Annotated in this window: 11 protein-coding genes; 10 read left to right on the top strand and 1 reads right to left on the bottom strand. The window is 42.7% G+C overall.

The window, feature by feature from the left end; all coding sequences use genetic code 11:
- Positions 1–97 precede the first annotated feature (97 nt).
- From AC2TFD_RS29580 to pyrG, 6 genes are all read left to right on the top strand, one after another.
- Positions 98–1,237 carry an acyl-CoA dehydrogenase gene (locus AC2TFD_RS29580; RefSeq protein WP_484674655.1) on the top strand — a complete coding sequence of 380 codons (1,140 nt, stop codon included), beginning with the start codon at positions 98–100 and terminating at the stop codon, positions 1,235–1,237.
- Positions 1,238–1,337: 100 nt separating this feature from the next.
- Positions 1,338–1,994, top strand: coding sequence for a TetR/AcrR family transcriptional regulator (locus AC2TFD_RS29575; protein ID WP_335508878.1), 657 nt, complete (start codon positions 1,338–1,340; stop codon positions 1,992–1,994).
- A gap of 47 nt (positions 1,995–2,041) precedes the next feature.
- Complete coding sequence (icmF, locus tag AC2TFD_RS29570) at positions 2,042–5,305, top strand: fused isobutyryl-CoA mutase/GTPase IcmF (protein ID WP_484674654.1); 3,264 nt, start codon at positions 2,042–2,044, stop codon at positions 5,303–5,305.
- 325 nt (positions 5,306–5,630) lie between these two features.
- A complete protein-coding gene (locus AC2TFD_RS29565; protein ID WP_484674653.1) occupies positions 5,631–5,840 on the top strand; it encodes a hypothetical protein in 210 nt (69 codons plus the stop codon).
- Between the two features lie 139 nt (positions 5,841–5,979).
- On the top strand, positions 5,980–6,570 hold the full coding sequence (gene rpoE / locus AC2TFD_RS29560; RefSeq protein WP_335508885.1) for a DNA-directed RNA polymerase subunit delta: 591 nt from the start codon (positions 5,980–5,982) through the stop codon (positions 6,568–6,570).
- A gap of 247 nt (positions 6,571–6,817) precedes the next feature.
- On the top strand, positions 6,818–8,413 hold the full coding sequence (pyrG, locus tag AC2TFD_RS29555; protein ID WP_335508887.1) for a CTP synthase: 1,596 nt from the start codon (positions 6,818–6,820) through the stop codon (positions 8,411–8,413).
- A 236-nt stretch (positions 8,414–8,649) separates the two neighbouring features.
- On the opposite strand, the gene AC2TFD_RS29550 is transcribed toward pyrG, so the two are convergent.
- Positions 8,650–9,153 (bottom strand): DUF2529 domain-containing protein, encoded by a 504-nt coding sequence (locus AC2TFD_RS29550; protein WP_484674652.1) that lies wholly within the window; start codon positions 9,151–9,153, stop codon positions 8,650–8,652.
- Positions 9,154–9,322: 169 nt separating this feature from the next.
- On the opposite strand from AC2TFD_RS29550, the gene AC2TFD_RS29545 reads away from it, so the two are divergent.
- From AC2TFD_RS29545 to glpX, 4 genes are all read left to right on the top strand, one after another.
- Positions 9,323–9,694, top strand: coding sequence for a response regulator (locus tag AC2TFD_RS29545; protein ID WP_335508890.1), 372 nt, complete (start codon positions 9,323–9,325; stop codon positions 9,692–9,694).
- Positions 9,695–9,928: 234 nt separating this feature from the next.
- Positions 9,929–10,786 (top strand): class II fructose-bisphosphate aldolase, encoded by an 858-nt coding sequence (locus AC2TFD_RS29540; RefSeq protein ID WP_484674651.1) that lies wholly within the window; start codon positions 9,929–9,931, stop codon positions 10,784–10,786.
- Positions 10,787–11,099: 313 nt separating this feature from the next.
- A complete protein-coding gene (locus AC2TFD_RS29535) occupies positions 11,100–12,389 on the top strand; it encodes a UDP-N-acetylglucosamine 1-carboxyvinyltransferase (RefSeq protein ID WP_335508895.1) in 1,290 nt (429 codons plus the stop codon).
- 77 nt (positions 12,390–12,466) lie between these two features.
- Positions 12,467–13,429 carry a class II fructose-bisphosphatase gene (gene glpX / locus AC2TFD_RS29530; RefSeq protein ID WP_335508897.1) on the top strand — a complete coding sequence of 321 codons (963 nt, stop codon included), beginning with the start codon at positions 12,467–12,469 and terminating at the stop codon, positions 13,427–13,429.
- Positions 13,430–13,452 lie beyond the last annotated feature (23 nt).

The raw sequence follows: 13,452 nt of genomic DNA, 5'->3' as shown, positions 1-13,452 counted from the left end.
AGCTGTGTGGTTATTTGTAAAAACGTTATGGTTTTTTGTAAAAGCTGTACAGTTTCCATAAAAATGAGAGAAAAATTACTTGAGGGGGACATATAAAATGAATTTTCGCTTAACGGAAGAACATGAAATGATTCGGAAAATGGTACGGGATTTTGCTCGAAATGAGGTAGCACCGACTGCGGCTGAGCGTGACGAGGAAGAGCGTTTTGACCGTGAGATTTTTGATAAAATGGCGGAGCTTGGGTTAACAGGGATTCCGTGGCCAGAGGAGTACGGCGGAATTGGAAGCGATTACCTCGCTTATTGTATTGCGATTGAAGAGCTTTCCCGCGTTTGCGCGTCAACAGGCGTAACGCTTTCTGCACACACTTCCTTAGCTGGCTGGCCGATTTTCAAATTTGGGTCTGAAGAGCAGAAGCAGCAATATCTTCGTCCCATGGCAGAGGGCAGTAAAATCGGAGCGTACGGGCTGACAGAACCAGGGAGCGGCTCGGACGCAGGCGGAATGAGAACAACAGCGCGACGAGACGGTGATCATTACATCCTTAATGGTTCAAAAATCTTCATCACAAACGGTGGGATTGCTGATATTTATGTGGTGTTTGCGGTAACGGATCCATCAAGCAAACATAAAGGAACGACAGCATTTATCGTAGAAAGTGACTTCCCAGGCTTCTCCGTAGGGAAAAAGGAAAAGAAACTCGGCATTCGTTCATCGCCAACAACGGAAATTATTTTTGAAGAGTGTAGGGTGCCTGTCACCAATGTACTTGGTGAAGAAGGCGAGGGCTTCAAGATTGCGATGATGACACTGGATGGCGGACGTAACGGCATTGCCGCGCAGGCGGTTGGAATTGCACAGGGTGCGCTTGACGCTGCAGTCGATTATGCGAAGGAACGCCAGCAGTTTGGTAAGCCAATTGCTGCTAACCAAGGAATCGGCTTTAAGCTGGCAGATATGGCGACAAACATTGAAGCCTCGAGACTATTAACCTATCAAGCTGCATGGCTGGAATCACAGGGTCTGCCGTACGGCAAGGAATCTGCAATGTCAAAATTATTCGCTGGTGACACTGCGATGAAGGTGACAACCGAGGCGGTTCAGGTATTTGGCGGCTACGGCTATACAAAGGATTATCCAGTGGAGAGATTCATGCGCGACGCAAAAATCACGCAAATCTATGAAGGAACACAGGAAATCCAGCGTCTCGTAATCTCTCGAATGATTACGAAGTAAGCGGAAGCTCCTTGGTCGGGAAGAAAACTGGCTAGACGCTAAAGCTGGACAGTATACAAAGTTCAAAAGAAGTTACTTTGAACAAAGGGCGGTAAAAGGGATGAAAAAGCGTGAGGTGCAGGCTTCGGTGAAAGATGAACGCCTTGTACAAAGAAGGCGTGATCAGATGATCAAAGGGGCCGTATCACTTTTTAAAGAAAAGGGGTTTCACCGGACGACGACAAGGGAAATTGCCAAAGCATCGGGATTTAGCATTGGGACGTTATACGAATATATTCGCACGAAGGAAGACGTGCTCTACTTGGTTTGTGACAGCATTTATGAACATGTAAGCGAACGGCTGCAAGAGGACCTTGAAGATATGCAGGGCACATTGGAAAGTCTGAAGTATGGAATCGCCAATTATTTTCGGGTTATTGATGAAATGCAGGAGGAAATTTTGGTGATGTACCAGGAGGCCAAGTCGCTTACCAAGGATGCCCTGCCGTATGTGTTGAAAAAGGAAATTGAAATGGCAGCCATGTTCGAAAAACTAATTACATTATGCGTTGAAAATGAGGAATTAAACTTAACAAACCAACAAATCAAACTCCTTTCTCATACGATTATTGTCGAGGGACAGATGTGGAGTTTCCGCCGTTGGTCATTGCAAAAGCTCTATACATTGGATGAATATATTGAATTACAAACGGAATTATTGTTTTCGGGGATTAACGGAATGAGTCAGGTACAGAAGAAAAGTCCGCGAGCGTTGTAAAGTCGGGAAAAGAATTCTAGGTTCATTTTTAAATAAGGGGGAGACAAATGAGTACTACGGGAATTTATCAGCCGAAGCACCATATTCGTTTTGTAACTGCGTCTAGTTTATTTGATGGGCATGACGCATCGATTAATATTATGAGAAGAATCCTTCAAGCGAGCGGGGCAGAGGTTATTCACCTTGGTCATAACCGCTCGGTCGAGGAGGTTGTCAATGCGGCGATTCAAGAAGACGCGCAGGGGATCGCGATTTCTTCGTATCAAGGCGGCCATGTGGAATACTTCAAATATATGTATGATTTGCTGAAGGAGAAGGGTGCACCAAACATCCGCATTTATGGCGGCGGGGGCGGCGTTATTATCCCGCGTGAGATAAAGGAGCTGCATGATTACGGGATTGCCTGGATTTTCTCGCCGGACGATGGGCGGGCGATGGGGCTGCAAGGCATGATCAATCGGATGCTGGAGGAATGTGATTTTCCAACGGTTTCGGCAGATCACGCAGATCACATTGAAAAGCTGCCAACTGGTGATGTGAATGCCATTTCAAAATTGATTACCCTTGCGGAACTTCATGTTGACAGCAATCGTGAAGCGGCGGCTGCAGCTGAAAGTCTGCTTGAAAAGGTAAAAACCCTAACCAAGGAAATTCCGGTTGTTGGGATCACGGGAACGGGTGGTGCCGGAAAAAGCTCGCTGACAGATGAATTGATTCGCCGGTTTATTAATGAACTACCTGATAAAAAAGTGGCGATTTTATCGGTTGACCCGACGAAGCAAAAGACAGGCGGCGCGCTTTTAGGTGACCGAATTCGAATGAATGCGATTTTCCACCCAAATGTATATATGCGAAGCCTTGCAACGAGATCGTCGAAATCGGAGTTGTCGCTTGCGATAAAGGATGCGGTTACGGTTGTGAAGGCGGCAGGCTTTGACTTGGTGATTGTAGAAACGAGCGGAATCGGGCAGGGGGATGCCGAGATTACTGAGATTTGTGATGTGGCTCTATATGTGATGACAAGTGAGTTCGGGGCACCTTCACAGCTTGAAAAGATTGATATGATTGACTTTGCTGATTTGATTGTAATCAATAAATTTGAACGCAAGGGCTCTGAGGATGCATTAAGGCAGGTGCAGAAGCAATATCAGCGCAGTCATATGCTGTTTGAAAAAGACACAAGTGATATGCCGGTATATGGTACGATTGCGAGCCAGTTTAATGATCGCGGCACGAATGGTTTATTTGCCGCGTTAATTGAAAAAATAAATGAAAAAATGGGCACGGATTGGGTGACTTCATTTACAAAGGCTGCGTTAGTAGAAAAGCAAAACGTCATCATCCCAACCGACCGCCGTTATTATCTTCGAGAAATATCAGAAACCGTTCGCCGCTATCATGCAAAAGCTGAGGAGCAGGCAAATATTTCCCGGAAATTGTTCCAGCTTGAGGGAGCGATTGCCGCAGTCAAAGAAACAGAAAACGAGGAAGTTATAGCTGCCCTAGAGGCGATTAAGATAGCAACAGAAGAGAAATTAACAGCTGAGTCGAAGAAAATCCTCGCGGGCTGGGAAAAAACAAAGGCAGACTATGCAGCGGATAAATTTGTAACGAGAATTCGGGACAAAGAAATCATCACTGTACTAAAAACAAAGAGTCTTTCCGGGATTGATATTCCAAAGGTGGTATTGCCGCGCTATAAAGATTACGGTGAAATTCTTCGCTGGGTGTATCGTGAAAATGTGCCAGGTTCATATCCGTATACGGCTGGTGTATTCCCGTTCAAGCGTGAAGGCGAAGATCCGAAACGTCAGTTTGCCGGGGAAGGGACGCCGGAACGTACGAACCGTCGTTTCCACTATTTATCAAAGGATGATGATGCTAAACGCTTAAGTACTGCCTTTGACTCGGTGACATTGTATGGAGAGGACCCGGACCATCGTCCTGATATTTTTGGGAAAATTGGCGAAAGTGGTGTTAACATTTGTACACTTGATGATATGAAAAAGCTTTATGACGGCTTTGATCTTTGCCACCCATCAACATCGGTTTCGATGACAATTAATGGTCCTGCACCGATTATTTTAGCAATGTTCATGAATACTGCAATTGATCAGCAAGTGAAGAAAAAAGAAGATGAGCTTGGCCGCATTCTGACTGTTGAGGAATATGCTCAAGTAAAGGCATTTACACTAAAGACGGTGCGCGGTACGGTACAGGCGGATATTTTAAAAGAAGACCAAGGTCAAAATACATGTATTTTTTCAACAGAGTTTGCACTGCGGATGATGGGCGATATTCAGCAATATTTCATTGACCAACAGGTGCGTAACTATTATTCCGTTTCAATTTCCGGGTATCATATTGCGGAAGCGGGAGCTAACCCAATTTCGCAGCTGGCGTTCACGTTATCCAATGGCTTTACCTATGTTGAGTATTATTTGAGCCGAGGCATGAAGATTGATGATTTTGCACCAAACTTATCGTTCTTCTTCTCTAATGGACTAGATCCGGAATACACGGTTATTGGCCGGGTGGCCCGTCGTATTTGGGCAACTGTAATGAAGGATAAATATGGTGCAAGTGAGCGCAGTCAGAAGCTGAAATACCATGTGCAAACATCAGGCCGTTCGCTGCATGCACAGGAAATCGACTTTAATGATATTCGGACAACGTTACAGGCATTGATGGCCTTACAAGATAACTGTAATTCGCTCCATACCAATGCTTATGATGAAGCGATTACCACACCAACAGAAGAATCGGTGCGCCGTGCAATGGCGATTCAAATGATTATTACGAAAGAGCATGGGTTAGCAAAAAATGAAAACCCACTTCAAGGCTCGTTTATTGTGGAAGAACTGACTGACCTGGTGGAGGAAGCGGTGCTGCAGGAATTTGAACGTTTAAATGACCGCGGCGGCGTTCTCGGCTCGATGGAAACTCAGTATCAGCGCGGTAAAATTCAGGATGAGTCGATGCACTATGAAATGAAGAAGCATACCGGCGAGCTGCCAATCATCGGCGTAAATACGTATTTAAATCCAAATCCTCCTTCTGCAGAAGAAATCGACAGCATGGAACTGGCGAGAGCTTCCTACGAGGAAAAAGAATTACAAATTACAAACTTACGTACATTCCAACAAACACATGCGGCAGAAACCGGCAAAGCTTTAGAACGATTAAAGGCAGCAGCCGTTAACAACGAAAACATCTTTGCTCAACTAATGGAAACTGTAAAAGTAGCCAGCCTGGGCCAAATTTCAAAAGCACTGTATGAAGTAGGCGGACAGTTCAGAAGGAATATGTAAATCTTTTATGCAATGGCTTATGATTATATAAGCCATTGTTTTTTTATAAGCTGTGTTAAAGCAAAACATTGATATTGGCACCTGTTGATTTGCGCGGAAGGCACGAAGACTCCTGCAGGAGTACGGAGCAAGTGAGACCCCACAGGCGCTTGCGCCGAGGAGGCTCACCGCAACGCCTGCGGAAAGCGAAGTGCCTGGAGCGCAAATCAACAGTCCAGTTTAACACAGCCAACAAAAATAATTTTTTAACTAGTACAAATAGTATCTATTTTTCTTATATAATAGATTAGCGAACATCATTGTGTCCCGGGGCGGGTGTAGATAGATGAAAAGGAAATACACGTTTTTATTTTTACTCATAAGTGCCTGGCCATTATACTATCTCTATCAACATCAATTAGGGGCCATTTCCTTCCTAGTGCTGGCTATTTTCTTCTTTGTACAGGCGATGAAAGAGCTGAAAATGCTAAAAAACGAGAAAAAATTGGATATACCCAGCAAGACTCGGGAAAAAAACAAACAAAACAGTAGATAGAACTAGCATAAACGGGAGAATAATGTTTATAATGAAGAATATGTCAAAAAACTGGCACATAGGTGCCAAAGCTAGACATAGGCGATTTGCCCGTTATCACTCATAATAGAGTGTTAAATAGAGAAAGGAAGTGCCGATATTGAGTTTACAAGGTTACTCAAAAGAGCAATTAAAAGAGTTTTCCCTCATTGAGTTGGCGTATGAATATCTAAAAAACAGCAAACAACCAATTTCCTTCAATGACCTAATCAAAGTAATTGCTGCAGAGACAGAGCTTTCAGAAGATAGTATTAGATCAAGAATTGCACAGTTTTATACAGACATCAACATTGATGGCCGTTTTCTATCCTTAGGTGACAATCGTTGGGGACTTCGCGTATGGTATCCAGTAGATACAGCGGAAGAAGAAGTAGTTACCGTAATTAAGCCGAAGAAGAAAAAGGCGAAAAAGGTTGTCGAAGACGACTTTGATGATATTGATGAAATTGATGAGGATTTCGAAGATGAGTTGGATGACTTTGTCGATGAAGATGACCTTCTAGATGAGGATGAAGATGAGGATGATGATCTGCTCGATGATCTTGATGAGGTCGACGATTTAGACGATGACGAAGATGTCATTGAAGATGATGATGAATTCGAAATTGATGCGGAAGAAGAACTAGATGAGGATCTTGAGGACGAAGAAGATCTTGATGAAGTAGAGGATGAAGACGACGACTTATTATAGGCTTGACTTTTTAATCCTGCACTTGTACAATCTTTTTTGGGCTCCTTAAAAGAGGAACGGATCATAATTAGCTTATAAAGCGCTCCCTTACGATTTTTGTATGTGGAGTGCTTTTTTATTTTTCCATGGAAATGGACATATAGCTCTCTCGGCAAATGCCGAGACTTCTTTATTTTTTAAAAAATTTATAAAAGAAGCCTTAAACAACTTAAAGAATGCACAAACTGAATTAGAGGAGGATTATTTTATGACGAAGTATATTTTTGTAACTGGCGGTGTGGTTTCATCGTTAGGAAAAGGTATTACCGCAGCCTCTTTAGGCCGTTTGTTGAAAAATCGAGGATTGAATGTAACGATCCAAAAATTCGATCCATACATTAATGTGGACCCAGGAACCATGAGTCCGTATCAGCACGGTGAAGTGTTTGTAACCGGTGATGGCGCAGAAACAGATTTGGACTTAGGTCACTATGAACGTTTTATTGATATCAACTTAAACAAGTACAGTAACGTGACGACAGGAAAAATCTATTCTACTGTTTTGCGCAAAGAGCGCCGCGGCGATTATTTAGGCGGTACGGTTCAGGTTATCCCGCACATTACCAATGAAATTAAAGACCGCGTCTTCCGTGCAGGTAACGAAACCAATGCAGATGTGGTAATTACTGAAATCGGCGGGACTGTTGGAGATATTGAATCACTTCCATTCTTGGAGGCTATTCGCCAAATTAAGAGTGATATTGGCAGCTCAAATGTCATGTACATTCACTGTACTTTAATTCCTTACATTAAAGCAGCCGGTGAAATGAAGACAAAGCCAACGCAGCACAGTGTAAAAGAGCTTCGCAGCCTTGGTATTCAACCAAATATTATCGTTGTTCGTACTGAAATGCCGGTTTCACAGGATATGAAGGATAAAATTGCCTTGTTCTGTGATATCGATTCAAAAGCCGTGATTGAATGCCGCGATGCGGATACACTTTACTCGATTCCGCTTGCCCTTCAAGAGCAGCATATGGACGATATTGTGTGTAACCACTTGAAGTTAACGACACCAGAGCCAGAAATGACCGAATGGATTGCACTTGTGGAGAAAGTTCAAAATCTTTCTGGTAAAACACGTATTGGTTTGGTTGGAAAATACGTTGAACTTCAAGATGCCTATATTTCTGTTGTCGAAGCGATGAAGCATGCAGGTTATGCATTTGACGCGGATGTAGAAATTAAGTGGATCAACGCGGAAGAAGTGAGTGCTGAAAATGTTGGAGAGCTTTTGGATGATGTAGACGGAGTCCTTGTTCCGGGCGGCTTTGGTGACCGTGGAATTGAAGGGAAAATCCAAGCAACCCGCTATGCACGTGAAACCAAGAAACCATTCCTTGGAATTTGCTTAGGCATGCAGCTGGCAACGATTGAATACGCACGTCACGTTCTTGGATATCAAGATGCACATTCCGCTGAGTTTGTCCCTACTACTCAGCACCCAATCATTGATTTGCTTCCTGAGCAAAAGGATGTAGAGGATTTAGGAGGAACATTAAGACTTGGACTTTACCCTTGCCGTGTGATTGAAGGGACAAAAGCGTACGCTGCCTATGAGGATGAAGTGGTGTATGAGCGTCACCGTCACCGTTACGAGTTTAACAATCATTACCGTCAGGAAATGGAAGAGGCAGGATTTGTGTTCTCTGGGACAAGCCCAGATGGCCGTTTAGTGGAAATTATTGAGCTGACAGACCACCCATGGTTTGTTGCGTCACAGTTCCATCCGGAATTTGTTTCAAGACCAAATCGTCCACAGCCGCTTTTCCGTGACTTTATTAAAGCGACATTGGAAAAATAATTCTTTTTGGCCAGTTCACTATGTGGGGAACTGGCCTTTTATGCGTATTTTTTTCCAGTAAATGTCTAATTGTCCAAAACCCTTTAAAAATGTCCAAAACCACAAGGAAATTGTCCAAAACGACAGGAAAATTGTCCAAAACCACAAGAAAAACGTCCAAAACAACAAGAAAATAGTCCAAAACTCATAAATACATGTTCAAAACAAAAAAACGACCTCAATTAAGGTCGTAAACATCACTCATATTCCGCTAAAATCTCATCAATGGTAAATTTTAAGCCATAATAAACATACAAAGCTGCCATCGAAGACGGATATCCGTAACGATTCCCGAAATCGTCCGGTAACAAACCTTTTGTTAACTGTAAATTGATATGGACATCTGCCAATTCCGCTAACTTCCCATCTGGAATTTCTGTTGACACCGCAACAAAGGGGATATCTTTTTCCTGAAGTTTCAAAGCCCAATCAATCGCCTCTTGATCACCAGCAGTCCGGGTAAACAGCAACACTCTGTCAGCACTGGTCAATTCTTCAGCATTCGTTAATATCCTCGCTCCCTTTAAGGGTTCCGCTCCTTCCAAGGCATCAAACTCAATTGCCTTCATTTCTCGAAATCCTAGCAAATAAATCGTTTGTCCTTGAGCAAGCAAGCGGGCGCCATCCTCAAAGGAAAATTCTTCTTTATCGCTGATTTTTTTAAATAATCCAGTTAATTGGGTGGTAAACATTTTTAACACATTCAAGCCCTCCTTCACAAGGTTATTATAGCGTTTTAAAAAAATAAAGGAAAATTACCATAAAATACCTCTAAATAATTAGAGGGTTTTCGAAGTAAATGTCGAAGATTATCTAGTGGAAGAAATAGGTATCATTAGATAATTTTAATAGGGTGAAAGAGGTGGAGTTATGAAGGAAAAAATTTTAATTGTTGACGACCAATTTGGGATCCGGATTTTATTAAATGAAGTTTTCTCAAAAGAAGGGTATCAAACCTTTCAGGCAGCAAATGGAATTCAAGCACTAGATATTGTCACGAAGCATGACCCTGATCTCGTCCTATTGGATATGAAAATACCTGGTATGGATGGTATTGAGATTTTAAAAAGAATGAAAGTAATTGATCCTGAGATTCGCGTGATTATCATGACGGCTTATGGGGAGCTGGATATGATACAAGAAGCCAAAAATCTGGGTGCGATTACTCATTTTGCAAAGCCTTTTGATATTGATGATATACGGGCAGCTGTGCGAAAACACATCCCTCAAAATGCAAATTAAAGCAATTTTGCGATAAAAATAATTGTCGAAAACTGGTGCCGCTTTCATTGTGAACATTAAAAAAACTATTCATCTTTAATGGAATTTTATGAATCTGTTTGGTATGATACTTATGAACTTTTGACTTGACCATTATCTTTCTCGGAGAATACATAATCAGTAAAATGGTAGGAAATCCTTAATAGGAAAGCCCTAATTCGAAGAGATAAAAACCTATACCAAGGAGGAAATAAAATGCCTTTAGTTTCAATGAAAGAGATGCTAATCAAAGCGAAAGCGGAAGGCTACGCTGTTGGGCAATTTAACATTAATAACCTAGAGTTTACCCAAGCCATTCTTCAAGCTGCACAAGAAGAGAATTCACCAGTTATTCTTGGTGTTTCTGAAGGTGCGGGCCGTTATATGGGCGGTTTCAAAACAATCGTGAAAATGGTAGAAGGTTTATTAGAAGATTACAAAATTACCGTTCCTGTTGCGATTCACTTGGACCATGGTTCAAGCTTCGAAAAGTGTAAAGAAGCAATTGATGCAGGCTTTACGTCTGTTATGATTGACGCTTCTCACCATCCATTTGAAGAGAACGTAGCAACTACTTCTAAAGTGGTTGAATATGCTCATTCAAAAGGTGTTTCTGTTGAAGCAGAATTAGGAACAGTTGGCGGACAAGAAGACGATGTTGTGGCAGAAGGCGTTATTTACGCAGATCCTGCGGAATGTAAAGAACTTGTTGAGCGTACTGGTATCGACTGCCTTGCACCAGCACTTGGTTCTGTTCATGGTCCATACAAAGGTGAACCACAGCTTGGTTATAAAGAAATGGAAGAAATCGGTAATGCAACTGGCCTTCCACTAGTACTTCATGGTGGAACTGGTATTCCAACTCATGATATTCAAAAATCCATTTCACTTGGTACAGCGAAAATTAATGTAAACACTGAAAACCAAATTGCTTCAGCAAAAGCGGTTCGTGAAACATTAGCAGCGAAACCAAATGAATACGATCCACGTAAATACTTAGGACCAGCTCGTGACGCGATTAAGGCAACCGTTATCGGCAAAATGCGCGAATTTGGTTCTGCAGGTAAAGCTTAATTTTAAAAGTAATAGTGACCTCGGGGGTAAACCCCGAGAACTCTATTGGATAGAATAGTTGAAACCGCCCCTAGTGAAGTGGGCGGTTTTAATGTATAATAAAAAGATTGAATATTTAGAATGATTTTTGGTATCGTCTAAATTTACCATTTTTTAAACTTTTTTTGATATTGATACATGAAAATAATATATTGGTGTAAACTAGAGGTTAGACAAGTTGTCGGATTATGTAATTTGCTATTGGAAATAAATGGTTTATACTAGATTTTATAAAGGTAACAGTCCATCCCAATGGCGTAGAAGGGAGTCGAAAATGGAAAAACTTAAAATTGCGGGCGGATATCCGCTTAAGGGAACCGTAAGAATAAGTGGTGCCAAGAACAGTGCAGTTGCGTTGATACCAGCAACCATTTTAGCAGAATCACCGGTAACAATAGAAGGGCTGCCGGATATTTCAGATGTAGAGATACTGAAGGACTTGCTTGAAGAAATCGGCGGTAAAGTAGAGCTTTCAAATGATTTTGATATGACGGTTGATCCATCAACGATGATTTCGATGCCATTGCCCAATGGAAAAGTGAAGAAGCTTCGTGCGTCTTACTATCTTATGGGGGCGATGCTCGGCCGTTTTAAAAAGGCTGTCATCGGTTTGCCAGGTGGATGTCATCTTGGCCCTCGGCCCATTGACCAGCATATAAAGGGATTTGAAGCACTTGGAGCCCAAGTTACCAATGAACAGGGAGCCATTTATTTGCGTGCGGACGAGCTCCGAGGCGCACGAATTTACCTTGATGTCGTCAGCGTCGGTGCAACGATTAATATTATGTTAGCAGCCGTACGTGCAAAGGGCAGAACGATTATTGAAAATGCAGCAAAAGAACCGGAAATTATTGATGTAGCTACCCTGTTAACAAACATGGGTGCAAAAATCAAAGGTGCTGGTACGGATGTGATCCGGATTGATGGAGTCGATAGTCTTCACGGCTGTCGTCATACAATTATTCCCGATCGAATTGAAGCCGGTACGTATATGATTTTAGGTGCCGCAATGGGTGAAGGCGTTTTAATTGATAATGTCATTCCACAGCACTTAGAATCATTGATTGCCAAGCTCCGAGAAATGGGTGTAACCATTGAAACCGGCGACGATCAGGTGTTTGTCAGCAGTTCGGAAAAATTGAAAGCTGTTGATATTAAAACACTAGTCTATCCTGGTTTCCCAACCGACCTGCAGCAGCCGTTCACAACGCTGTTAACAAAAGCGACAGGATCTAGTGTAGTAACCGACACCATTTATGGTGCCCGTTTTAAACATATTGATGAATTAAGAAGAATGAATGCCAATATAAAAGTAGAAGGCCGCTCTGCGATTATTAGCGGACCTGTGAAGCTTCAAGGTGCAAAGGTAAAGGCGAGCGATTTAAGAGCTGGAGCCTCGTTGTTTATTGCAGGTTTGATGGCGGAGGGAATTACCGAGGTGACAGGTCTCGATCACATTGACCGCGGCTATAGCCAGCTAGTAGAAAAACTGAATGGGCTCGGTGCAACGGTTTGGCGTGAAGCGTTATCAAAAGATGAAGCCGAACAGCTGAAAAATACGTAAATAAGCTATACTAATCTTCCTAATATGTTATACTAAATGATATTAATAAAGGTATAAATGAATTGGGGGATTAGAACATGGAGAGAAGTCTATCAATGGAGCTTGTTCGTGTAACGGAGGCTGCTGCACTTGCTTCTGCACGTTGGATGGGACGCGGGAAAAAGGACGAAGCAGATGGTGCTGCCACATCGGCAATGCGTGATGTGTTTGACACGATTCCGATGAAAGGAACCGTTGTGATTGGTGAAGGCGAGATGGACGAGGCTCCCATGCTCTACATTGGTGAAAAACTTGGTAACGGATATGGTCCGCGTGTGGACGTCGCAGTTGACCCGCTGGAGGGAACCAATATCTTAGCTTCGGGCGGCTGGAATGCACTGGCTGTTTTAGCAGTAGCCGATCATGGCAATTTACTGCATGCACCAGATATGTATATGGAAAAGATTGCTGTCGGGCCTGAAGCGGTAGGTCTTATCGATATTAATGCTTCTGTTCTCGATAACCTAAAAGCAGTGGCAAAGGCGAAGAACAAGGATATTGAGGATGTTGTGGCCACCGTTTTGGATCGTCCACGCCATGCTCATATCATTGCACAGCTTCGCGAAGCGGGCGCTCGAATTAAATTGATTAATGATGGAGATGTCGCAGGTGCCATCAATACTGCCTTCGATGATACAGGCGTAGACATTCTATTTGGTTCTGGCGGTGCACCGGAAGGCGTCATTTCAGCAGTTGCCTTAAAATGCCTCGGCGGTGAAATTATTGGGAAACTGCTGCCGCAAAATGATGCAGAATTAGCACGTTGTGTTAAAATGGGACTAGATGTTGACAAAGTGCTTCGCATGGAAGACCTTGTAAAAGGGGACGACGCAATTTTCGCTGCAACCGGGGTTACAGACGGAGAGCTTCTGCGCGGTGTTCAATTTAAGGGTTCTTATGGATCGACTCATTCCATCGTTTTACGTGCCAAATCTGGAACGGTCCGATTTGTGGAAGGCCGTCACAGTTTGAAAAAGAAACCGAATTTAGTGATCAGATAAATATTTTTTTACACCTATGTAAG

The organism is Neobacillus sp. plas4, from assembly GCF_057221695.1.
Note: the sequence above shows the minus strand (reverse complement) of the source record. Positions and strands in the feature narration are given on the sequence as shown.

Excerpts from the sequence above, each read along its gene's own strand:
- AC2TFD_RS29535 (WP_335508895.1), top strand. The coding sequence starts at position 11,100 with ATGGAAAAACTTAAAATTGCGGGCGGATATCCGCTTAAGGGAACCGTA.
- pyrG (WP_335508887.1), top strand. The coding sequence starts at position 6,818 with ATGACGAAGTATATTTTTGTAACTGGCGGTGTGGTTTCATCGTTAGGA.
- AC2TFD_RS29565 (WP_484674653.1), top strand. The coding sequence starts at position 5,631 with ATGAAAAGGAAATACACGTTTTTATTTTTACTCATAAGTGCCTGGCCA.
- AC2TFD_RS29540 (WP_484674651.1), top strand. The coding sequence starts at position 9,929 with ATGCCTTTAGTTTCAATGAAAGAGATGCTAATCAAAGCGAAAGCGGAA.
- icmF (WP_484674654.1), top strand. The coding sequence starts at position 2,042 with ATGAGTACTACGGGAATTTATCAGCCGAAGCACCATATTCGTTTTGTA.
- AC2TFD_RS29575 (WP_335508878.1), top strand. The coding sequence starts at position 1,338 with ATGAAAAAGCGTGAGGTGCAGGCTTCGGTGAAAGATGAACGCCTTGTA.
- AC2TFD_RS29545 (WP_335508890.1), top strand. The coding sequence starts at position 9,323 with ATGAAGGAAAAAATTTTAATTGTTGACGACCAATTTGGGATCCGGATT.
- glpX (WP_335508897.1), top strand. The coding sequence starts at position 12,467 with ATGGAGAGAAGTCTATCAATGGAGCTTGTTCGTGTAACGGAGGCTGCT.
- AC2TFD_RS29580 (WP_484674655.1), top strand. The coding sequence starts at position 98 with ATGAATTTTCGCTTAACGGAAGAACATGAAATGATTCGGAAAATGGTA.